The following is a 21,184-nucleotide window of genomic DNA, read 5'->3' as shown; positions in this document are numbered from 1 at the left end:
GGGGCCACCTGGGCTATTCGGCTGCGGGTTTTCCGGGGGTGCCGGGAAGGGACCAGGTCAGGGTGACGGTGGTCCCGTTGTCCCGCTGGATGGTCGAGACGTGGTCGGCCAAGGCGCCGATCAGCAGATGACCGCGCCCACGCAGGGTGTTGGTGGCGTCCGGCGCCTTCCAGGTGCCGTAGTCGGTGACGGTCACCGTCACCTCGCCGCGGTGGTGTTCGCCGTGCACCTCGACGACGCCGGGTCGCGGGTGGTCGCGGTAGGCGTGTTCGACCGAATTCGACATGGCCTCGTAGCTGGCCAGGACCAGGTCGTCGTGGCGCTCGGCGCTCAGTCCCAGCCCCGCCGACCACCGGGTCAAGCCGCTGCGCAGGCCCGCGAGCTGGTCGACGGTGGCGGCGGCACGCTGGTGGAATTCGGCCGCCGGGGCATCGAGGTGCCGGTGGACGTGGATGAGCGCGATGTCGTCGTCGTGGCGGCCGAGGGTGAGCTCGGCGATGAGCTCGTCCCACGCCGTCTCCAGGTCGGCCGCGTCGAGTACCCGGGGGATGCCGTCCAGCAGCCATTCGATGCCGAGGGTGAGGTCCCGGGTGCGGCTTTCGACCAGGCCGTCGGTGTAGAGCACCAAGTCGACCCCGGGCGGGAACGGCGTCGTCCGTTCGGGGAACTCGGCGCCGACGCCCAGCGGCTGGGCCAGTGCTTCCCCGATCTGGTGCGTTTCGCCCGGCCGCTTGATGAGGACGGCGGGAAGGTGGCCGGCGTTGGCGTAGGTGAGGGTGCGCCGCCCGGGATCGTGCACGGCGTAGAAGCACGTGACGAAGCTGGCTTCGGCCAGTCCGGCGGTCAGCTGGGAGACGTTGCGCAGGACCTCGGACGGCGGCAGCTCGAGCAGCGCGTAGGACCGGATGGCGGTGCGGACCTGCCCCATGATGGTCGCGGCGGTGACACCGTGGCCGACGACGTCACCGATGACGAACGCGGTGGCGCCGGAGGCGAGCGGGATGACGTCGAACCAGTCACCCCCGATCTTGCTCCCCATCGCCGCCGGCAGGTACCGCGTCACCACGTGCGCCCCGGCGACGTCGGGGACGACCGGCAGCATGCTGCGTGACAGCTCGGTGACCAGGGTGCGTTCGCGCTCGTACAGCCGCGCGTTGTCCAGGGCGATGGCCGCGTAGCGGGCGATGCCCTCGGCGAGGAACTCGTGCCGCGCGGTGAACCGATCCGGCTGCGAGTGGCCGAAGAAGAAGCCGCCCAGCACCGCTTCGGTCGCCGGGCTGATCACCGGGACGGCGAGGTAGCTGCACACCGGAAGGTGGCCTTCCGGCATCCCGGAGGAGGGCGGGTTCCGGCCGGACCGGGCGTCCTGGGTGAGATCGGCGCTGCGAAAAGTACCGACGCCGTCGAACGTGGGAGCGAACGCGCCGAACTCGGCACCCGTCGCCTTCCTGACCGCGTCGGTCGCGTCCTGCACCATCCGGCCCAGGTCGAGGTCGAGCTGAGCGGTCAGATCCCGGCCCACCGAGTGCAGCACGTCCAAGACCGACGCTTCGGCCTGCAGCTCCCGCACCAGCCCGGCGACCGGGCCGGTCACCAGTCGGGCGCCCTCCACCAGGGCCCGATGGCGATCACCGACCGGGTCGGTGGCGAACATCAGCACACCGCGTCCACGGCTGACCACGCCGACGGCCGCGGACACCGGCAACCCCGGCAGCAACTCGTCCAGCAGGGCATCACCGGGAACGACCACGGCCAGACCGTGGTCCGGATCACCGTCCGTCAAGCGGCGCAGCTGAGCGTCGTCCAACTGGTGGGTCTTGACCTCGACCGGGTCGCCTTCGCTGCTGACGAAGACGCCGCGTAGCGCGTCGATCAGGTCATCGAATCCGCTCTGGGCGGTCACACGCGGTCCAGCGCGGCCGCGAGCGTGGGAACGATCACCAGCTCGTCGGCCAGTCGCGTGAGCTCGAGCGGGCGCAAGGTGACCCGCCCGGCGGCCACGACCCGTACGGCCATCGACGCGGTGAGGCGATGGGCCCGCACCAGTTCCGCCATCCCCGCCGACGCCAGGAAGTCGACCTCGGTCAAGTCGATGACCAGCACCGGGGCGGCCAGCCGCCGCGCGCGGTCGACCCCTTGGCGGACCTTCGGCGCCAGGGAGAGGTCGAGAGCTCCGGTTATCCGCAGGACGAGCGCGTCGCCCAGCGTTTCGAGTCTCACCCCGTCCGTTGCGCCTCCGTCATCTCCCAGCGGTTCCTCGGTGCCCGAATCAGATGTCTCGAACATGCAGCAATTCTGCCTCGACCTGACGGCCCGTGCTCATCAAGCGGCGCGGCGCCCGCCGGTGTACCCCGGCCCGGAACTCAGCTCAGGACCCGGTGGATTCGTGCTGACAGGTCACGATCGGCAGGGTGGGCCACGGAATCCGTCGCGGCGGCACGGCATCCACGACAGGAGAACCCGGCTCAGCGCAGCTGCCGCCAGGCTTCGCGGCGCCGGCGCTGGGCCTCCGGGTCGGCGACCGGCGCCGCCGACAGCAGCCGCCGCGTGTAGGGGTGTGCGGGTGCGGTGAGCACCTCCTTCGCCGGTCCCTGCTCGACGACGTGGCCGCGGTGCATCACCGCCACCCGGTCGGCCAGCTGCTCGATCACCGCGAGGTCGTGGCTGATGAACAGGCACGCGAACCCGAACTCGTGCCGCAGCTCGCGCAGCAGGTCCAGGATCCGGGCCTGGATGGTGACGTCGAGCGCGCTGGTCGGCTCGTCGGCCACCAGCAGGTCCGGCCGCAGCGCCAGCGCCCGCGCGATGCACACGCGCTGGCGCTGGCCACCCGACAGCTCGTGCGGGTACCGCGAAGCCAGCGACGGCGACAGCTGGACGGCGTCGAGCAGTTCCGCGACCCGGCCGTCCACTTCGGACCCGTGAGCCGCGCGGTGCAGCCGCAGCGGTGTCGCGACGCTCTCCCCGGCCGTGGTGCGCGGGTTCAAGGAGGACAGCGGGTCCTGGAACACCACGCCGATCCGGCGCCGCAGCGCCTTCGCCGCCCGGCCGCGCACCCGGGTGATGTCCGCGTCCCCGATGCGGACCGCGCCCGCGGTCGGCGCGAGCAGCCCGGTGACCGCACGCGCGACCGTGCTCTTCCCCGATCCCGACTCCCCCACCAGGCCGAGCACCTCGCCCGGCTCCACGTGCAGGTTCACCCCGTCCGCAGCCCGCACGCTCACCGCGCGGAACCGGCCGCGGTAGGTCACCGCCAGGTTCTCCACGCGCAGCAACGGCGCCTGGGCGGGAACGTCCGGAACCGACGCCGCCGCAGGGTGCTCCGCCGCGGCCACGTGGCCCGGCCCCACCGAAACGCCGGAAGCGACCACGCGTTCGAGGCCGGACGTCGCCGCGCTGCTGAGCGAGACCACCGAGCCGAGCAGCTGCCGCGTGTACTCCTCGGCCGGGGCGGTGAAGATCCGCCCGGCGGCACCCTGCTCGACGACCCGGCCGTCGTGCATCACCACGACCCGGTCGGCGAGGTCGGCGACCACGCCGATGTCGTGCGTGATCAGCAGGATCGCCGTCCCCAGGCGTGCGCGGAGGTCCCGCAGCAGCTCGAGGATCTCCGCCTGCACGGTGACGTCCAGCGCCGTGGTCGGCTCGTCGGCGATCAGCAGCTTCGGCTCGTTCGCGACCGCCATCGCGATGACGACCCGCTGCAGCTGCCCGCCGGACAGCTCGTGCGGGTAGGACCGGAACCGCTCACGCGGGTCCGGCAGCCCGACCAGGGTGAGCAGCTCGATCGCCCGTTCGCGGGCTTCAGCGGCCGGGAGCGGCTGGTGCGTCCGGATGGCCTCGACGAGCTGGTCCCCGATGGTGAACACCGGGTTCAGCGCGCTCATCGGCTCCTGGAACACCATGCCGACCTCGCCGCCGCGGACCGCCCGCAGCTCGGCCGGGGTCATCGCGTAGAGGTCCCGCCCGGCCAGCTCCGCGCGGCCCGTCACGCGGGCCGTGGGCGGGAGCAGGCCGAGCAGGGACATCGCGGTGACCGTCTTGCCGGAGCCGGACTCCCCGACCACCGCGACGACCTCGCCGACGCCGACCTCGTAGCCGACTCCGCGGACGGCTTCGACGTCCCCGAACGAGACCGCGACGTCGTGCAGCCGCAGGAGCCCGGCTCCGCTCACTGGACGATCCCGAACTTGCGGTAGTCGACGTAGGCCGGGAAGCGCCCGATCTGCACGGCACCGACCTGCGACCCGTGCAGGAACGAGTTGCGGGTGTAGATCAGCGGCACCACGGGCGAGTCGGCGAGGATCTTCTTGTCCAGCGCCGCCCACTTCCTGCCGGCCTCGGCCGGGTCCACAGTGGCCTGTGCCTCGCCGATGAGCTTGTCGACCTCGGGGTTGCTGTAGCGGGACTCGTTGTACCCGCCGTTGCCGATCTCGGTCGACTGGAACAGCGGCTGGATGTTCGCGTTGGCCGACGGGATGTCGGGCTGCCACGAGGTGAGCGTCAGGTCGTAGTCCGACAGGCCCTTGGTGTCCACTTCGGACGTGTAGGTGTCCTCGTCGAGCGGCTTGATGGTGACCTTGATGTTCGCCCGGGCCAGCGAAGCCTGGATCGCCGCGGCCTTCTCCGGGAAGCCCCGTTCGTTGTGGGTGGCCATGACCAGCCCGTCGAGGCCGTTCGGGAAGCCCGCCTCGGCCAGCAGCTGCTTGGCCTTCGCCGGGTCGCCGGACGGCGGCGCCGGGTACAGGTCGTACTGCTCGCGGCCCTGCAGGCCGGGCGTGATCAGGGTGGTGGCGACGTCACCGGCCAGCCGGGCGCTGCCCGCGCTCGCGACCTGGTAAGCGGCCTTGTCGACGGCGTACTGGAACGCCTGGCGCACCTTCGGATTGGTGAGATCGCCGCGCTGGGTGTTCAGCGAAAGGTAGGCCAGCGCCCCGGACTCCGACGTCACGAGCCGCGACTTCGCCGACGCGTTGCCCTGGATCTGGGCCAGCTGGGCGGGCGAGGCGAACGTCATGCCGAAGGCGTTGCGGTCGGTACCGGTGTCGTCGACCAGGCGCTTGGAGATCACGCTGGTGTCCTGCCCGAGCTGGAACTCGATGGTGTCCGGGTTGGCCAGCCGCGTCTTGTCCTCGTCGCGGCTCCAGTTCGGGTTGCGCGTGAGCTTCGCCGACTTGCCGCGTTCGTAGCTCGCCAGCTGGTAGGGACCCGACGCGACCGGGTGGTCACCGTAGTTCGCTTCGGCGCCCTTGCCCTTCGGCACCGGCGAGAACGCCGGCGTGCTCGCGACCCAGTTGAAGTCCCCGTAGGCGCGGGCGAGGTGGAAGACGATCGTCTTCGCGTCCGGCGTCTGGATGGAGTCGAGCTCCTGGCCCTCGAACGGCCCCTTGTACGCCAGGCCCGGCGACAGCAGGTCCTTGTGGTAGGCCAGGCCGCCGGAGAAGGCGGGCGCGAACGAGCGTTCCAGGCCCCACTTGACGTCCTCGCTCTTGATCGGCGTCCCGTCGGCGTACTTCAGGCCGTCCTTCAGGGTGAACGTCCACGTCTTGCCGCCGTCGCCCGGCCGTCCGGTGTCGGTGGCGAGATCGGGCACGATCGTGGTGTCCCTGCCCGGCGCGACGTCCCACGACGTCAGCCGCCGGTGGATCAGCCCGAGCGTCGTGACGACGAGGTTCGAGCTCTTCGCCGGGTCCCAGGTGATCGACGGCGCGTCGTTGAGCAGGACGAGGTTCCCGCCCGGCTTGACGGTGCCGCCCTGGCCGGCCGGCGTGTCGTTGGCCCCGCACGCCGTCAGCAGCGTGACGGCGGCCAGCACCCCCGCGGCGAGTTTGTGTCCCCGTTTCATCGTTACCCCTTCAGACGAGGCGAGCTCGCGGATCGAGCGCGCCGTAGCAGAGATCGACCAGGAAGTTCAGCACCGTGACCAGCAGGGCGGAAAACAGCGTCACGCCCAGCAGCACCGGCAAGTTGAGCGAGGCGATCGCGTCGACGAGCAGCCGCCCGACGCCGGCCATGCCGAAGATCCGCTCGGTGATCACCGTCCCGGCCAGCAGCCCGCCGAGATCGACGCCGAAGACCGTGATGATCGGCAGCAGGACGTTGCGCAGCGCGTGCCGGCCGACGACCTTCCGCTCGGTGAGGCCCTTGGCCCGCGCGGTGCGGATGTAGTCCTCGCCGAGGGTTTCGAGCATCTGGCCGCGGGTGAGCCGCGCGTAGATCGCGGCGTGCAGGAACGCCAGCACGAACCACGGCAGCACGAGGTGCCACGCCCACTGCGCCGGATCTTCGGTCAGCGGCACGTACCCGGACTTCGGGACGACGTCGAGCGCGAACGCGAAGATCGTGATGCCGACCATCCCGGCCAGGTACGCGGGCATGGACACGCCGGCCATCGCGGCGGCCATCGTGATCCGGTCGACGGCGGTTCCGCGCCGCAGCGCGGAAAGCACGCCGAGGCCGACGCCGAGGACGATCCAGAGCACGGCCGCGCCCAGCGCCACCGAGAAGCTGACCTCGATCCGGCCGCCGATCTCGCGGAGCACGTCGACGTTGTTCTGGAAGTCCCAGCCGAAACACGGCGCCGTGCAGTGGATCGCCGCGGCGCCGGTGCCGAACGTGCGGCCGCCGACGATCCCGCCGAGGAAGTCGAAGAACTGCCGGTACCACGGGACGTCGTAGCCCATGAACTCCCGCGCGAGCCGCAGACCTTCCGGCGAGCACGGGCGGCCGCAGGCCAGCCGGGCCGGGTCGGCGGGCAGGACGTAGAACACCACGAACGTCACGAAGGCGACGACGAACAGGACCAGCAGCATCCCGGCGAACCGGGTGGCAGCGAAGCGGAGGGTGCGCATCAGGCCGCACCGCCGGACCGCGGGTCGAGGGTGTCGCGGATCGCGTCGCCGACGACGTTGAACGCGAGGGTGATCAGGAACAGCAGGAGCCCCGGGAAGACCAGGTACATCGGGTCGGTCTCGAAGAAGTCGATGGCGGTGCTGATCGTGCGGCCCCAGCTGGGTGTCGGGGGCAGGACGCCGACGCCGAGGAACGACAGCGCGGCTTCGCTGCCGATCATCGACGGGACGGCCAGGCTGGCGACGACGATGATCGGCGCCCACAGGTTGGGCAGCAGCTCCTTGGTGAAGACGTGCCACGGCCCGCCGCCGACGACCTTGGCCGCGGCGACGAAGTCGCGTTGGGACAGGGTCAGCGTCTGCGCGCGGACGATCCGGGCCACCCGCGGCCACCCGAAGAGCCCGAGGACGACGATCAGCGTGACCTGCCGCGGGAAGTCCACCGGCAGGACCGCGCCGAGCGCGATCATGAAGATCAGGTACGGGAAGCCGAGGATGACGTCGGCCGTCCAGATCACCAGGCGGTCCCACCAGCCGCCGAGGTAGCCGGCGCTGACCCCGATCACGACCCCGAGCGCGGTGCCCAGCACCGTCGCACCGAGGCCGACCAGCAGGGACGTCCGCGCGCCCTGGGCGACGAGCGCGAAGAGGTCGACACCGGTCAGCGGCTCGACGCCGAACCAGTGGGACCCGCTCACCCCGCCCAGCGACCCGGCGGGCAGCCCGGTCGGGCCGAGCGTGGCGATGTCCGGGGTCAGGCTCTGCCCTTCGAGGAGAACGAAGAGGTCGGCCCCGGCGGCGAGCAGCACGATGACGACGATCAGGAGCGCGCAGACGGACGTCCACCACCCGGAACGGACGGCACGCCACACCGCGGCCGGCAGGGAACGTGCCGCGAGGGCCGGGACACCGGCGGGTGGCGGCGGAGGGTTGATCACAGCACCTTCAAGATTCAGCCGATCGAGTGACGCCCAGGACCTTAAGCAGTCCGGCCGGTGATCGATCCACCGTCTCATCAGGTGGAACGATAGTTCCCGGCGGCGTCCGTTTCGTGGAACGCCCTTCCAGTTGGTGGGCGCGGTTGCGCCTCCGGCGTGCGGAGGGTCCACTCGGTCCACTCCGCTACGCGAAAGGGACCACCATGTCGGTCACCGACGAACTCCTGGCCAACAACGCCGAATACGCCGCGAACTTCACCGGGCCGCTGCCGCTGCCGCCGGCCAAGCACGTCGCCGTGCTCGCCTGCATGGACGCCCGCATCAACGTCTACGGCGTCCTCGGCCTGCAGGAGGGCGAGGCCCACGTCATCCGCAACGCCGGCGGCGTCGTCACCGAGGACGAGATCCGCTCCCTCGCCATCAGCCAGCGGCTGCTCGGCACCGAGGAGATCATCCTCATCCACCACACCGACTGCGGCATGCTCACCTTCACCGACGACGACTTCAAGAAGTCCATCCAGCAGGACGTCGGGGTCAAACCCGCCTGGGCCGCCGAGGCGTTCACCGATCTCGACGAGGACGTCCGCCAGTCGATCGCCCGGATCAGGAACAGCCCGTTCATCCCGAAGAAGGATTCCGTGCGGGGCTTCGTGTTCGACGTCGCCACCGGAAAGCTGAACGAAGTGAAGTGACCGGCGGTGGGCCCGGGCCGCCGGCGTCAGTCCCGTCCTGCGGCGTTGGCCCGGTCGATCGCCGGCATGTTCTCCTCCGCCCAGGTGCGCAGGGCGGCGAGCGGCACTTCGAGGGAGTGGCCCAGCCCGGTGAGGCGGTAGTGGACCTTCGGCGGAACCGCCGGCTCCACCCGGCGCTCGACCAAGCCGTCGCGGGTGAGGCTCTGCAGGGTCACCGACAGCATCTTCTGCGAGACGCCGGGCATCCGGCGTTGCAGTTCGGCGAACCGCACCTCGTCCGCGCCGGCCTCGGCCAGCACCTTGACCACCATCGACGTCCACTTCGTGCCGATCCGGTCCAGCAGCTTGCGGGTCGGGCAGGCGGGGTCGAAGAGATCGCCGCGCGCGCCCTTCGGCGAGGGGGTCACCTGGAGCTCACCACCTGTCGGGAAAGTGCCGTCTTGGCGCGGCCGTGCCGGTTACCTAGCCTCATCTGGTAACCAATGGTAACCCCCTTCGGGAGACAGCGTGCGCGAGCAGCGGGTAACGGCGAACGGCATCGACATCAACGTGGTCGTCACCGGGCAGGGACCGGCTTTCCTGCTGCTGCACGGCTTCCCGCACACCTGGCGGCTGTGGACGGCCGTCATCCCGCAGCTGGCCCGGCACCACCGGGTCATCGCCCCGGACCTGCGCGGTCTCGGGGCGACCACGCGCACCGCCGACGGCTACGACGCCGGCACCCTCGCGGCCGACGCCGAAGCACTCCTCGACGCGCTGGACGAACCGGCGGCGACGGTCGCCGGCATCGACGCGGGCACGCCGCCCGCGTTCCTGCTCGCGATGCGGCGGCCCGAGCGGGTCAACCGGCTCGTCCTGATGGAGTCCCTGCTCGGGCGTCTGCCCGGTGCCGAGGACTTCCTCGCCGGCGGCCCGCCGTGGTGGTTCGGGTTCCACGCCGTCCCCGGCCTCGCCGAGACGGTGCTCGCCGGGCACGAAGCGGAGTACATCGACTGGTTCCTCGACGCCGGCACCCGAGGCCGCGGCGTGCCACCGGCGATCCGGGACCACTTCGTCGCCGCGTACACCGGGCGCGACGCCCTGCGCGGCGCCTTCGGCCACTACCGGGCCATGCCCGAAAGCGCGACCCGGATCGCGGACGCCACCGCGGCGGGCCGGCTCACCGTGCCCACCGTGGCGATCGGCGCCCACCCGGTGGGCGGCACCCTCGCCCGCCAGCTGCGCCCGGTGACCGACGACCTCACCGCCCACCTCATCGAGGACTGCGGGCACATCATCCCGCTGGACCGCCCCGACGCCCTGGTGCCGCTTCTGATCGCGTGAGAAATGAAAGTTTCACGACAATTGAAGATTTCGAAACATTGGCGACGGGCCAACCCGTCGTGTTAGCGTTCACATATACCCGGACCGGTACACCGTCGACACCGATGGGGGTTCCGATGTCTCACAATTCTCCTCACTTCGACGCCCCCGCGTACCAGCTTCGTCCTTTGTGGATGATCTGCGCACTGGTCGCCGTCGTCTTCTCGGCCGCGACGGCCCCGGCGTCCGCGGCCGCGAACCCCGCGCAGGTCGTTCCCGTGGCGCCGAACGACTCGCCCGCCACGATCATCGCCAACGCCGCGAACGTCGTCCCGTCGCCGCGGCAGCTGGCCTGGCAGCGGCTCGAGCGGATGGCGTTCATCCACTTCGGCGTCAACACCTTCACCGACCGCGAGTGGGGCACCGGAACCGAAGACCCGGACGTCTTCCAGCCCGCCGGCTTGAACACCGACCAATGGGCGTCTTCGCTGAAGGACGCCGGGTTCAAGGGCGGTATCCTCACCGCCAAGCACCACGACGGCTTCCTTTTGTTCCCCTCGAAGGCCTCCGCCTTCGGCGTCGCCTCCGACCGCGCCTGGCAGAACGGCGGCGGCGATGTGGTGCGGAACTTCACCGACTCCATGCACAAGTACGGCCTGAAAGCCGGCATCTACCTGTCCCCGGCCGACCTGCACGAGAACCTGAGCGGCGGCCGGTTCGCCAACGGCAGCGCACAGAAACCGGTGACCATCCCCAGCGATCCCGCCGAGGTCGTCAACGGCGTCACGTTCCAGTTCACCTCGGACGACTACAACGCCTACTTCGAGAACACCATCTACGAGCTGATGTCCCGCTACGGCTCGATCGACGAGGTCTGGTGGGACATGGCCAACCCCACCGGCCGCACCCAGCCCTACAACTTCCTCGACTGGATCAAGATCGTCCGCACGTTGCAGCCCGGCGCGGCGATGGAGAACGACGGCGGCCCGGACATCCGCTGGATCGGCAACGAGAACGGCTACGCCCGCCAGTCCGAGACGTCGGTCGTGCCCTACACCGGCAATGCCGCGATCGCCGCCGACAACATCGTCAACCCGCCGGGCGGGAACGGCGCCGCCGACCTCGGCAGCGACAGCCTGCTCTCCCAGCGCAAATCCGACGGGACGAGCGCGTGGAACTACCTGAAGTGGTCACCGGGCGAGTGCAACGGCACGCTGTCCGCGCGCCACGACTGGTTCTGGCACGCCAACGAGGTGTGGCGGGGTGTGCCGGAGCTGGAGGACATGTACTACGCCTCGGTCGGCCGCAACTGCACCATGCTCCTCAACGTCTCGCCGAACCGGCAAGGCCAGCTCGACCAGTCCGCGATCACCGCACTGGCGGACTTCAACACCCGGCTCACCGGGACGTTCGGCACCAACCTCGCCACCGGCGCGACCGTCACCAACGACACCGGAACGAGCAACGCCGCCGGGCGCACCCCCGCCCTGGCCCTGGACGGCAACCTCGACAGCTCCTGGCAGCCGACGACCACGACCGGTGGGCTCGTGTTCACCCTGCCCGCGGCCCGCACGTTCGACGTCCTGTCCCTGCAAGAGGACCTCAACTCCGGCCAGCACGTCCAGTCCTACGCCGTGGACGCCTGGAACGGCAGCGCGTGGAACCAGATCGCCGCCGACACCACGATCGGCCAGAAGAAACTGACCCGCCTGTCCTCACCGGTCACCACCAGCCAGGTCCGGCTGCGCATCACCGGCTCGAGAACCGCACCGGCGATCGCCGAATTCGGCTTGTTCAAGCGGCCCGGCGGCAGTGGTCAGCAGGGCAGCATCACCTCGACCGCGTCCGGCCGGTGCGTCGACGTCAACGGCCAGAGCACCACCAACGGCGCCGCGGTGCAGCTGTGGGACTGTAACGGCGGCACCAACCAGCAGTGGACCGTCAACACCGACGGAACCATCGTCGGCGGTCAGTCCGGCCTGTGCCTGGACGCCAACGGCGCCGCCACCACCAACGGCACGAAGCTCGTCCTCTGGACCTGCACGGGCGCGGCCGACCAGAAGTGGCAGTTCCGCTGACGGCGGGACCTCCTGCGCCGGTACGAAGATGAAGGAGAACCAGCATGAGCCAACGGAGGCGCGCACTGATCACCCTGCTCGCGACCGTCCTCGCCACGGCCACGGCGGTCGCGCTCAGTCCCGGCGCGGCGTCGGCGGCGACCGTCGACACGAACGCGTCCTACGTGCTGATCAACCGCAACAGCGGCAAGGCGATGGACGTGTCCGGTGCCTCCACCGCCGACGGTGCGGTGGTCCACCAGTGGTCGCGCCACGACGGCGCCAACCAGCAGTGGCAGTTCGTCGACTCCGGCAGCGGTTACTACCGGCTGAAGTCGAAGAACTCCGGCAAAGTCCTCGACATCGACGGCTGGTCGACCGCCGACGGCGGGAAAGTCCAGCAGTGGACGGACCTCAACGGCACGAACCAGCAATTCAGCCTCGCCGGCTCCGACGGCGGCTACGTCCGGCTGCTCAACCGCAACAGCGGCAAAGCGGTCGAGGTGACGGGCGCGTCGACCGCGGACGGCGCGGCCGTCGTCCAGTACGGCGACTGGCAGGGGGCCAACCAGCAGTGGCAGCTCGTCCGGCTGGGCGACACCACTTCGTGTCCCCTCCCGTCGACCTACCGGTGGTCCTCGACGGGCCCGCTGGCGAACCCGAAAGCGGGCTGGCTGGCGCTCAAGGACTTCACCAACGTCGTCTACAACGGCAAGCACCTCGTCTACGGGTCGACGACCGACACGTCGGGGTCGTACGGCTCGATGAACTTCGGGACCTTCACGAACTGGTCCGACATGGCCTCGGCGAGTCAGAACGGGATGAACACCGGCACCGTCGCGCCGACGCTGATCTACTTCGCCCCGAAGAACATCTGGGTGCTCGCCTACCAGTGGGGACCGACCACCTTCTCCTACCGCACCTCGAGCGACCCGGCCAACGCCAACGGCTGGTCCGCACCGCAAACGCTGTTCACCGGCACCATCCCCGGCGGCGCTCCCCTGGACCAGACCCTCATCGGCGACGGCACGAACATGTACCTGTTCTTCGCCGGGGACAACGGCAAGATCTACCGGGCGAGCATGCCGATCGGGAACTTCCCGGGCAGTTTCGGCTCGGACTACACGACGATCATGAGCGACACGACGGCCAACCTCTTCGAGGCGGTCGAGGTGTACAAGGTCAAGGACCAGAACCAGTACCTGATGCTCGTCGAGGCCATGGGGGCGAACGGCCGTTACTTCCGCTCGTTCACCGCCACCAGCCTGGGCGGCTCGTGGACGCCGCAGGCCGCCACCGAGAGCAATCCCTTCGCCGGCAAGGCCAACAGCGGCGCGACCTGGACCAACGACATCAGCCACGGCGACCTGGTCCGCACCAACCCCGACCAGACCAAGACGATCGATCCGTGCAACTTGCAGCTCCTCCACCAGGGGAGGAACCCCAGTTCCGACGGCACCGACTACAACCACCTGCCCTGGCGACCGGGCGTGCTGACCCTCCAGCGCTGATGACTTCAACCGGGGGCGGCGCCTCGACCCTTGACGGGAAGAGGCGCCGACCCCGGTCCTGCCCCGGTCAGCCGAGGTCGCGCAGGTACACGTTGGGGGTCCACATGTCGGTACCGGTCGCGAAGTTGGTGGCGACGGACTGGAACGCGACGTGCTTGCCGTCGGCCGAGATCGACGGTGTCGCGGAGTTTCCGTTGCCCTCCAAGCCGTTCGCGGCGACGCTGGCCCGGGTCGTGGTCGCCGTGTCGCGGTCGCGGACGAACACGTCGCCGGAGCTGTTGCGGTCGAACGGCACGAGTCTCCACGCGAAGGAGTCGAACGCGGTGTAGCGGCCGTCGGCCGAGATCGACGGGCGGACGCCCTGGGTGGTGCCGTCGATGTCCTGGCCGCCCGTGGAAAGGACGTTCAGCCGGGTGACCGCGGACGTCTGCCGGTCGAGGAGGAAGTTGTCGACCTTGCCGTTGGTGTCCCCCGGAATCGGCAGCAGGTTCCCCGCGGCCGACTGGTAGGCGATGTAACGCCCGTCGGCCGACATCGTGGCGAAATTGCTGGCGCCTTGCCCTTGGTCACCGTGGGCGTTGACGCTCACCCGATCGGTCAGCCCGGTCAGCTTGTCGTGCACGAACACGTCGGTCGCCTGGTTCGTGTCGGAGCCGGTCAGGGTCGTGGCGTCGGATTCGAACGTGACGGAGCGGCCGTCGGCCGAGATCGACGGCAGCCGGCTCGCGCCCCTGACCTCCGTGCCGCTCGAATCGACGCTGACGCGGACGGTCCGGTCCAGCTGCTGGTCGTACTCGAAGACGTCCCGGACGCGGTTCGTGTCGCCGGCGACGAGGTTGCCGGCGAACGAGTCGTACGCGATGAACCGCCCGTCGGCCGAGATCGCCGGGTGGAGGCTGTCGTCGTTGCCCGGGGCGCCCAGCAACCCGCCGCTGACCCGGCTCGTCCACCCGATCAGCCGGTCGTGGACGAACACGTCCCGGAACACGTTGGTGTCGCCCGGAACCAGGTTCGTCGCGTCCGACACGAACGCGACGTACCGGCCGTCGGCCGAAATGGACGGTGCCCAGCTGGCGCCGTTCCCCTCGGCACCGTTGCGGTCGACGCTGACGCGGGTGGTCACCCCGGCCACCCGGTCCCGCACGAACACGTCGTCGACTCCGTTCGTGTCGCCGCCGACGAGGTTCCGGGCCGAGGACCGGAAGGCCACGTACCGTCCGTCGGCGGACACCGACGGCTCCCCGCTCACCCCGTGGCCCGGCTTGCCGTCCACGGCGACGCTGATCAACGTGGTGGCGGCCTCGGTCGCGGCGTCCGCAGTGCCCCCCGGTACCAGCGCCGCGATGGCCGCCGCGCACAGGGCGAGTCCGGCCGTGCCGCGGCCGGTTCGGTGAGTTCTCATCATTGCCTTTCTCTGTTCGAAAAGAAACCCGTGGTTCACCAGACCGGCTGGAACCGTTCGTTGATGAAGCCGTAGCAGGGGTTCTGCACCAACCGGCGGTAGTTGTCGGTGTTGATGGCGTCCACCGAAAGGCACAGGCCGCTGTTGACGTTCTGGAATTCCGCGACGCCGTTGTAGTAGTCCCAGAGCATCCGCCACTGCTGGTTCGTGCCGACGAGGCACGTGTACTGGATGATGGGATTTCCCTGGTTCGTTCCGTAGGCGTAGTCGTCCAGGCACTTGCCGGTGCGCACGTTCTGCAGCCAGAACACGGCGGGATCGTCCGTGGCCTGCCCCATCCGCCAGCGCTGGTTGTTGCCGTACGCGCACGAAAGCTGGTCGACCGGCGCGAAGTCGTCGAGCCGCCCCTTGTCGACCTGCACGCACTTGGGGCTGCCGCCGGTCCAGCTGCCTTCGTTGGTCTGCCAGGCCACTACGTCGCCGCTCACCGGCGGGTAGATGGTCCGGTCGGCGTGGGCGGGCCCGGCACCGGTCAGCACGAGTGCGGCGGTCGCGAGCGGAACGAGTACGGCGGCGCGGATCACGCGAGGTAGCTGAAGCATGCGCGAACCCTAGGGATCACCCCACGTCCGGTTCCAGGAAGAACCGGCGGAAAAGCCGGCAGAACTGTTTCCTGCCGATCAGCGGTTCGCGGCCATCGCCGGGTGCGCGCGGACGCGGGCCTGGTCCGGCAGGCCGATGGGGAACGTCAGGGCCTCGCGGAACAGCCGGGCGGCGGTGTCCGGGTCGCCGCCGGCGGCGGCCGTCTCGCCGAGGGCGAGCAGCGCGAGCCCGGTCGCCTGGGCGTGTTCGGCCCGCCGGGCCAGCTCCAGCGCCCGCCGGCCGGTGGTGGTGGCGTCGGCCCAGCGGGCCAGGCCGGCCTGGGATTGGGCCAGCAGGGCCAGCGCGAAGGCCTCCGACCCCGGTTCGCCGAGAGCGGCGAACGTGGCGGCGGACTCGGTCAGCAGGGTGGCCGCGCCGGCGTGGTCGCCGGTGTCGTTCCGCACGGCGCCGAGGTTGAGCTGAGCCACCGCGACGCCGCGCCGGTCGCCCAGCTCGCGCTTACGGCGCAGCGCGGCGGCGTGATACTCGATCGCTTCGGCGAACGCGCCGCGGTCGTGCGCCAGCGCGCCCAGGTTGTTCAGCGCGATCGTCTCGCGACGCGCGTCGCCCGTGGTCCTCGCCTGGTCCAGCACGCCGGTGTACGCGGCCGCGGCGTCGTCGTACCGGCCGGCGAACTTGTGGGCGTTGCCGATCAGGGTCAGCGTCGCGGCCCGGCCGTCCGGGTCGGCGCCGAACGCCCCGGCGGCGGACGCGGCCAGAGCCAGCGCCGCCTCCGGGTCGCCGCTCTCGTTGGCGGTGACCGCGGCGCCGTGCCACGCCCACGCCCGGGCCTGCTCGGTGGGCGCGGCGCCGGCCGCCCCCGTGAGCATCCGCCGTCCCTCGGCGAACCGCCCCCGGGCCACGTAGTGCTTGGTCAGTGCGCGCACGGTTTCCCCGCACAACAGGGCCGGCGCGGCGTCGACGGCTTGCTGGATCGCGGCCCGGACGTTGTCCTGCTCATCGCCCAGCCGGGGATCGCCCTCGCGGACCAGGCGCAGGAAGTGCGCGGCGTGCGCGGCGCGATCGCCTGCTCCGGTGAGCTGGTCCTCGACGACCTCGCGGATGGTGTCCAGCATGCCGATCCGGGGGTAGCCGGCCCGTTCGGTGACGGTGACCAGGCTGTGCGCGGCCAGCGTCGCCAGCGAAAGCGGCGGTGCGCCCAGCACGGCCTCGACGTCGACCGGGTCGGCGCCGCCGGAGAACGCGCCCAGCAGGCCGAACAACCGCCGGTCGGGATCGGTGAGCCCGCGGGTGCTCCATTCGACCGTGCGGCGCAGGCTCACGTGCCGGTCGGCCAGGTCCACCGTGTCGCCGTGCAGGTCGCGGACCTGGGCGAGCACCTGGGCCGGTGCCTGGGTGCGCAGCCGCGCGGCGGCCAGCTCCAGGGCGAGCGGCAGGCCGTCGAGCCGGCGGCACAGCGCCGCGACCGCGACCGCGTTGTCCCCGGTGAGCGCGAACCCGGGCCGGACCGCGGTGGTGCGTTCGACCAGCAGCCGGACGGCCGCGTTGCCGGCCAGGGCCGCCGGGTCATCACTGTCCGGAGTGGACAGCGGGGCCAGTGGCCAGAGGTGTTCTCCCCGCAGTCGCAACGGCGAGCGACTGGTCACCAGGACGGTCAGCTCCGGGCACCCGGCCAGCAGCGTGGCCACGGTGGTGGCCGCCGCGGCCACGTGCTCGAAGCTGTCGAGCACCAGCAACCATCGCCCGTCGCCGATCAGCGTGGCCGGGTCGGGCGTCCGCAGGGACTCGGCGAGCGCCTGCGGGACGTCGTCGGCGTCCCGCAGGGCGCTCAGGTCGAGGCCGTGCACGGATTCGAACCGGCTCGCCGCCCGCCAGCCGGCCTCGAGGGCGAGGCGGGTCTTGCCGACCCCGCCGGTGCCGGTGATCGTGACCAGCCGCACCGGCGGATCCTGGACCAGCCGGAGCACCGCGGCGAGATCGTCGGACCGGCCGACGATCGAGGTGACCGGTGCGGGCAAGGCCGGGCGGGCCGCCGTCCGCCTGCGGCGGGTGTCCGGCGGCGGCGCAGTCCGCGCGGACCGGGCGAACGCCTCCTGCTCCTCCGGCGTCAGGCCCAGCGCCCCGATGAGCGCACGCAGTGTTTCGCGCTGCGGACGCCGGGTGGCGCCCCGCTCGATCTCCCCGATCGCGCGGACGCTGATCCCGCTCAGCTCCGCCAGCCGCTCCTGCGAGAGACCGCGGCCGCTCCGCAGCCCTGCCAGCATCTCGGCCAACGCCCTCTGCCCCCGGTGCACCGCCACATGGTAAAGACGGCTGCGGAAGCACCGCGGTTCGCTCCCAGGACTCGTCACCGGCCAAGCCGGCTCTTGAGAGCGAAGCGTCAGGTCGACTGGGCTGTCAACGGGTCGATCAAGGAGGTTTCGGACTTCGGGAACGGGTGGCGGATCAGTCGCAAGGCCAAGACGGCGCACACGATGGCGAGGGGAATTTCCACGCATGCGGCCAGCACGATCGCGAGAGCCAGCTCGCCCCCGGGTGCCGCCGCGGTGACGTCGAACCAGCCGTCGGCCAGGAGAAGCGCGGCGGCCGCGGTGGCGGTCAGCGTGCAGCGGTTGTCCGCCCGCATCAGGAATCGGCCGGTGGCGCACAAGGCCAGTGCCTCGCCACTGTCCAGACCGACCCAGCCCAGGGCCCAGTGACTGTTCATCGCCTTCTGCGGCAAGGACATCGACAGGTAGAACAGCCACGGGATCATGATCAGGCCCGCGGTGGCGAAGGCCCTGCCGAGACGTCGCGGGCTTCGGACACCGGGTGCGTTCGTCATGGTCACGAACCTACGAACAGAATGCTGTCCGCCGCGTCGGCCGGCGGATGGCACCGTTCCCAGGCCGTCGGCCCGGGGGTGTACGGCGGGTACATCCCCGGGACGACGCGCGGAGCCGACGCCCCTGAATACGATCTCCGCATGGAAGAGCTTCTCCAGCGTCTCTCGACATCGAAGCGCATGACCTGGCTGATGTCACAGGCCGTGGTGCTGGCCACCGCCTGCTTCTACGCTGTGACGCTTTGCTGGTCGATCGCGCAGGTTCCGGGTCACCGCAGCCTGTTCCGGTTTCCCGGCCTCGGCCCCGTCCCGATGATGGGTCTGTGCGTCGTGCTCGCCCTTCCGGTTCTGCTGATGCGCCGGCTGCCGGCGGCGGTCTTCGCGGCGCTCCTGGGCGAATCGGTCCTCGGCTACCTCTTCGGCGTGCGGTCCGAGGCCGTCTTCGTCGTGCTCGTCGTCTTGGGCGGGCACCTCGCCGTCCGGCGGCCGAGGGCTGCCGCCGTCGGCTCCGTGGCGGCCGTCGCGGCCGTCTTCGTCAACAACATCGACGTCTACCCCGGGGAGAACCTCGGCGACACGTTCCAGTGGGCCGGGCAGTACGCGTTGTGGTTCGCGGTCGCGTGGGTCTTCGGCGGGGTGTATCGCAAACGCCGTGAATACCTCGACGCCCTGCACGAGCAGACCGCGGCCCGCGCCGTCATCACCGAGCGGCTGCGGATCGCCCGCGAACTGCACGACAGCGTCGCCCACAGCATCGGGGTCATCACGGTGCTGTCGGGCGCGGCGGCGCGGGTCGTGGACACCAAGCCCCAGCAGACGCGCCAGGCGCTGACCGGCATCGAGACCACCAGCCGCCAGACGCTGCTCGAGCTGCAGCGCATGCTCGGAGCACTCCGCCACGCCGAGCCGGACGACGCGATGCCGCCGGCCGCTCCGCTGGCGCCGGCCGGCAGCCTGGCCGACGTCCCGCAGCTCGCCGAACACACGGCCGGCGCCGGGGTGCGGGTCGACGTGACCTGGCGGGGCGAGCAGCGTCCCCTGCCGCCGGAGATCGAACTGTCGGCGTTCCGGATCATCCAGGAGTCGCTGACGAACGTGGTGCGGCATTCCGGGGCGCGGACGTGCCGGGTCGCGGTCGGGTACGAGCCGGAGGGCGTGACGATCGAGGTGGTGGACGACGGGGACGACGGCCTCGGCGCGCCGGGCCGTCCCCAGCCCGGCGAGCGCGGCTTCGGCCTGCTGGGCATGCGCGAGCGGGTGACGTTGCTGTCCGGCCAGTTCAGCGCCGGCCGGCGTCCGAAGGGCGGCTTCCGGGTGGCGGCGAGGCTTCCGGCGTGAGCGTGCGGGTGCTGCTGGCCGACGACCAGCCGCTGATGCTGGTCGGGCTCGCGATCCTGCTCGGCGACACCGACGACCTGGAGGTGGTCGGCGAGGCCGGCGACGGCCGCGAGGCGATGCGTCTGGTGCGTGAGCTGCGGCCGGACGTGGTGGTGATGGACATCCGGATGCCGGGCATGGACGGGATCGAGGCCACCCGGCAGGCGACCGCCGAGCCGGACCCGCCCAAGGTCCTGGTACTGACCACCTTCGACGACGACGAGTACGTCTACGGCGCACTGCGCGCCGGAGCCAGCGGATTCCTGCTCAAAAGCATGGCCCTGAACGCGATCCTGGACGCGATCCGCGTGGTGGCGGCCGGCGACGCGTTGATCGCGCCCAGCGTGACCCGGCGGCTGATCGCGGACTTCGCCGGAGTCCCCGCGGCCCCCCGATCGGATACCGAGCCCGCCGCGGACTCAGGTCTCCTCGCGGAGATCACCGACCGCGAGCGCGAGGTGCTGGCACTGGTCGGCCAGGGTCTGTCGAACACCGAGATAGCCGAGCGGCTGGTGATCAGCACCGCGACGGCGAAGACTCATGTGGCGCGCCTGTTCGCCAAGCTCGAGGCTCGGGACCGGGTCCACCTGGCGATCATCGCCTTCGAGGCCGGACTCGTGCCGCGCAGACGGTAGGCAGAACGATCGACGGCCACGAGTTTCGCCGCGTTCTCCGGATGTGCCGGCTCATCCACTGCTTCGGGCCGTCGCGCTCGAGCCTGGCCGGAGCGCTCGGATGTCAGTGGCGCCGATCGCGGGTGGCTTCGCCCTTGCGGCGGCGCGGCGCTGCCGAGCGCGGCGGCGCCGAGCGCATGTGGTCGCGCACCGGTGCCAGCAGGCCGGCCAGGGTCTTGACGTCGTCGTGGGAGAGCGGCTCGAAGAGCAGGCCGCCGACCACCTCGACGTGCCCGGGCAGCACTTGCGCGAGCCGCTCGCGTCCGGCGTCGGTGATGGTCACCGTGGTGCTCCGCTCGTCGTCCGCGGAAGGGACGCGCACGACCAAGCCCGCCTTCTCGAGCAGGCCCGCCTGGTAGGTCAAGCCGCTGCGGCTGTAGACGACGCCGTCGGCCAGGTCGGTCATGCGGTGGCTGCCTGTCGGGGCGTCGCCGAGGCGGGCCAGCAGCTGGAACTGCACGTAGCTGAGGTCGCCGGCCTCGCGCAGCTGCTGCTCGACCGCGTGCCGCAGCAGGCTGGTCACCTCGATGAGGTCGAAGTAGGCGCCGAGCTGCACGGGGTCGAGCGACGGCGGTGCGTCAGACATGCCCCGAGTGTACTGCTTCGAATTCGAAGAGATCGATCGGGCAGCGGCGGGCCAGGGTGAGCGGTGTCACTTGCTTCGAATTTGAAGCACGAGTACGGTCGTCCTCAGTTGCTTCAACTTCGAAGCACACGACCTGAAAGCGAGAAGTCTGATGAAGGCAGTGCGTTTCCACGAGTACGGTGCCCCCGGCGTCCTGCGTTACGAGGACGTCGAGCTGCCCGTCCCCGGAGCCGGGCAGGTCCGGGTCCGGGTCGCCGCGACGTCGTTCAACTCCGTCGACGGCAACATCCGCGGCGGGTTCATGCAGGGGCCGATCCCGGTGGTGCTGCCGCACACGCCCGGCATCGACGTCGCCGGCACGGTCGAC

General features: G+C 70.8%; 19 protein-coding genes. 7 read left to right on the top strand and 12 right to left on the bottom strand.

The window, feature by feature from the left end:
- Positions 1-13: 13 nt before the first annotated feature.
- From C2L58_RS06030 to C2L58_RS06005, 6 genes are all read right to left on the bottom strand, one after another.
- Positions 14-1,903 carry an ATP-binding SpoIIE family protein phosphatase gene (locus C2L58_RS06030; RefSeq protein WP_103336520.1) on the bottom strand — a complete coding sequence of 630 codons (1,890 nt, stop codon included), beginning with the start codon at positions 1,901-1,903 and terminating at the stop codon, positions 14-16.
- On the bottom strand, positions 1,900-2,220 hold the full coding sequence (locus C2L58_RS06025; protein WP_233225576.1) for an STAS domain-containing protein: 321 nt from the start codon (positions 2,218-2,220) through the stop codon (positions 1,900-1,902). Before C2L58_RS06025 ends, C2L58_RS06030 begins: the two co-directional genes overlap by 4 nt.
- A 245-nt stretch (positions 2,221-2,465) precedes the next feature.
- Positions 2,466-4,175 (bottom strand): dipeptide ABC transporter ATP-binding protein, encoded by a 1,710-nt coding sequence (locus C2L58_RS06020; RefSeq protein WP_103336517.1) that lies wholly within the window; start codon positions 4,173-4,175, stop codon positions 2,466-2,468.
- Positions 4,172-5,845: an ABC transporter substrate-binding protein gene (locus C2L58_RS06015; RefSeq protein ID WP_103336516.1), complete on the bottom strand. Its 1,674-nt coding sequence runs from the start codon at positions 5,843-5,845 to the stop codon at positions 4,172-4,174. Before C2L58_RS06015 ends, C2L58_RS06020 begins: the two co-directional genes overlap by 4 nt.
- A gap of 10 nt (positions 5,846-5,855) precedes the next feature.
- Positions 5,856-6,851 carry an ABC transporter permease gene (locus tag C2L58_RS06010; RefSeq protein WP_103336514.1) on the bottom strand — a complete coding sequence of 332 codons (996 nt, stop codon included), beginning with the start codon at positions 6,849-6,851 and terminating at the stop codon, positions 5,856-5,858.
- The gene (locus tag C2L58_RS06005; RefSeq protein WP_103336513.1) at positions 6,851-7,789 is read right to left on the bottom strand and encodes an ABC transporter permease; all 939 of its coding nucleotides are present in this window, start codon (positions 7,787-7,789) and stop codon (positions 6,851-6,853) included. Before C2L58_RS06005 ends, C2L58_RS06010 begins: the two co-directional genes overlap by 1 nt.
- 203 nt (positions 7,790-7,992) lie before the next feature.
- Between C2L58_RS06005 and C2L58_RS06000 the strand changes: the two genes are divergently transcribed.
- Positions 7,993-8,481 carry a beta-class carbonic anhydrase gene (locus C2L58_RS06000; RefSeq protein ID WP_103336511.1) on the top strand — a complete coding sequence of 163 codons (489 nt, stop codon included), beginning with the start codon at positions 7,993-7,995 and terminating at the stop codon, positions 8,479-8,481.
- A 26-nt stretch (positions 8,482-8,507) separates the two neighbouring features.
- Here the strand turns inward: C2L58_RS06000 and C2L58_RS05995 are convergent, their stop codons facing one another.
- Positions 8,508-8,888 (bottom strand): winged helix-turn-helix transcriptional regulator, encoded by a 381-nt coding sequence (locus tag C2L58_RS05995; RefSeq protein WP_103336510.1) that lies wholly within the window; start codon positions 8,886-8,888, stop codon positions 8,508-8,510.
- A 100-nt stretch (positions 8,889-8,988) separates the two neighbouring features.
- Between C2L58_RS05995 and C2L58_RS05990 the strand changes: the two genes are divergently transcribed.
- From C2L58_RS05990 to C2L58_RS05980, 3 genes are all read left to right on the top strand, one after another.
- A complete protein-coding gene (locus tag C2L58_RS05990) occupies positions 8,989-9,804 on the top strand; it encodes an alpha/beta fold hydrolase (RefSeq protein WP_103336508.1) in 816 nt (271 codons plus the stop codon).
- Between the two features lie 173 nt (positions 9,805-9,977).
- Entirely contained in the window at positions 9,978-11,861 is a 1,884-nt protein-coding gene (locus C2L58_RS05985) for an alpha-L-fucosidase (protein ID WP_158264083.1), read from the top strand.
- A gap of 44 nt (positions 11,862-11,905) precedes the next feature.
- Positions 11,906-13,351, top strand: coding sequence for a non-reducing end alpha-L-arabinofuranosidase family hydrolase (locus C2L58_RS05980; RefSeq protein WP_103336505.1), 1,446 nt, complete (start codon positions 11,906-11,908; stop codon positions 13,349-13,351).
- 67 nt (positions 13,352-13,418) lie between these two features.
- On the opposite strand, the gene C2L58_RS05975 is transcribed toward C2L58_RS05980, so the two are convergent.
- From C2L58_RS05975 to C2L58_RS05960, 4 genes are all read right to left on the bottom strand, one after another.
- Complete coding sequence (locus C2L58_RS05975) at positions 13,419-14,753, bottom strand: TolB family protein (RefSeq protein WP_233225575.1); 1,335 nt, start codon at positions 14,751-14,753, stop codon at positions 13,419-13,421.
- 35 nt (positions 14,754-14,788) lie between these two features.
- Positions 14,789-15,355 carry an RICIN domain-containing protein gene (locus C2L58_RS05970; protein WP_233225574.1) on the bottom strand — a complete coding sequence of 189 codons (567 nt, stop codon included), beginning with the start codon at positions 15,353-15,355 and terminating at the stop codon, positions 14,789-14,791.
- A gap of 78 nt (positions 15,356-15,433) precedes the next feature.
- Entirely contained in the window at positions 15,434-17,650 is a 2,217-nt protein-coding gene (locus C2L58_RS05965; RefSeq protein WP_233225573.1) for an ATP-binding protein, read from the bottom strand.
- An 86-nt stretch (positions 17,651-17,736) separates the two neighbouring features.
- A complete protein-coding gene (locus C2L58_RS05960) occupies positions 17,737-18,180 on the bottom strand; it encodes a hypothetical protein (protein ID WP_103336501.1) in 444 nt (147 codons plus the stop codon).
- A 141-nt stretch (positions 18,181-18,321) separates the two neighbouring features.
- Between C2L58_RS05960 and C2L58_RS05955 the strand changes: the two genes are divergently transcribed.
- Positions 18,322-19,518 carry a sensor histidine kinase gene (locus C2L58_RS05955; protein ID WP_233225572.1) on the top strand — a complete coding sequence of 399 codons (1,197 nt, stop codon included), beginning with the start codon at positions 18,322-18,324 and terminating at the stop codon, positions 19,516-19,518.
- Positions 19,515-20,192 carry a response regulator gene (locus C2L58_RS05950; protein ID WP_103336499.1) on the top strand — a complete coding sequence of 226 codons (678 nt, stop codon included), beginning with the start codon at positions 19,515-19,517 and terminating at the stop codon, positions 20,190-20,192. Before C2L58_RS05955 ends, C2L58_RS05950 begins: the two co-directional genes overlap by 4 nt.
- 103 nt (positions 20,193-20,295) lie before the next feature.
- On the opposite strand, the gene C2L58_RS05945 is transcribed toward C2L58_RS05950, so the two are convergent.
- A complete protein-coding gene (locus C2L58_RS05945) occupies positions 20,296-20,817 on the bottom strand; it encodes a MarR family winged helix-turn-helix transcriptional regulator (RefSeq protein WP_103336498.1) in 522 nt (173 codons plus the stop codon).
- Positions 20,818-20,968: 151 nt separating this feature from the next.
- On the opposite strand from C2L58_RS05945, the gene C2L58_RS05940 reads away from it, so the two are divergent.
- The coding region (locus C2L58_RS05940) for an alcohol dehydrogenase catalytic domain-containing protein (RefSeq protein WP_441296290.1) at positions 20,969-21,184 on the top strand (216 nt) is incomplete at its 3' end.

Origin of the sequence: Amycolatopsis sp. CA-126428 (assembly GCF_002904335.1) — a bacterium.
In the GTDB taxonomy this organism is placed as follows: domain Bacteria; phylum Actinomycetota; class Actinomycetes; order Mycobacteriales; family Pseudonocardiaceae; genus Amycolatopsis.
Note: the sequence above shows the minus strand (reverse complement) of the source record. Positions and strands in the feature narration are given on the sequence as shown.

Coding starts and splice junctions, on each gene's coding strand:
- C2L58_RS06015 (WP_103336516.1), bottom strand. CDS start 5,845: ATGAAACGGGGACACAAACTCGCCGCGGGGGTGCTGGCCGCCGTCACG.
- C2L58_RS06010 (WP_103336514.1), bottom strand. CDS start 6,851: ATGCGCACCCTCCGCTTCGCTGCCACCCGGTTCGCCGGGATGCTGCTG.
- C2L58_RS06000 (WP_103336511.1), top strand. CDS start 7,993: ATGTCGGTCACCGACGAACTCCTGGCCAACAACGCCGAATACGCCGCG.
- C2L58_RS05985 (WP_158264083.1), top strand. CDS start 9,978: ATGATCTGCGCACTGGTCGCCGTCGTCTTCTCGGCCGCGACGGCCCCG.
- C2L58_RS05980 (WP_103336505.1), top strand. CDS start 11,906: ATGAGCCAACGGAGGCGCGCACTGATCACCCTGCTCGCGACCGTCCTC.
- C2L58_RS05975 (WP_233225575.1), bottom strand. CDS start 14,753: ATGAGAACTCACCGAACCGGCCGCGGCACGGCCGGACTCGCCCTGTGC.
- C2L58_RS05970 (WP_233225574.1), bottom strand. CDS start 15,355: ATGCTTCAGCTACCTCGCGTGATCCGCGCCGCCGTACTCGTTCCGCTC.
- C2L58_RS05960 (WP_103336501.1), bottom strand. CDS start 18,180: ATGACGAACGCACCCGGTGTCCGAAGCCCGCGACGTCTCGGCAGGGCC.
- C2L58_RS05955 (WP_233225572.1), top strand. CDS start 18,322: ATGGAAGAGCTTCTCCAGCGTCTCTCGACATCGAAGCGCATGACCTGG.
- C2L58_RS05945 (WP_103336498.1), bottom strand. CDS start 20,817: ATGTCTGACGCACCGCCGTCGCTCGACCCCGTGCAGCTCGGCGCCTAC.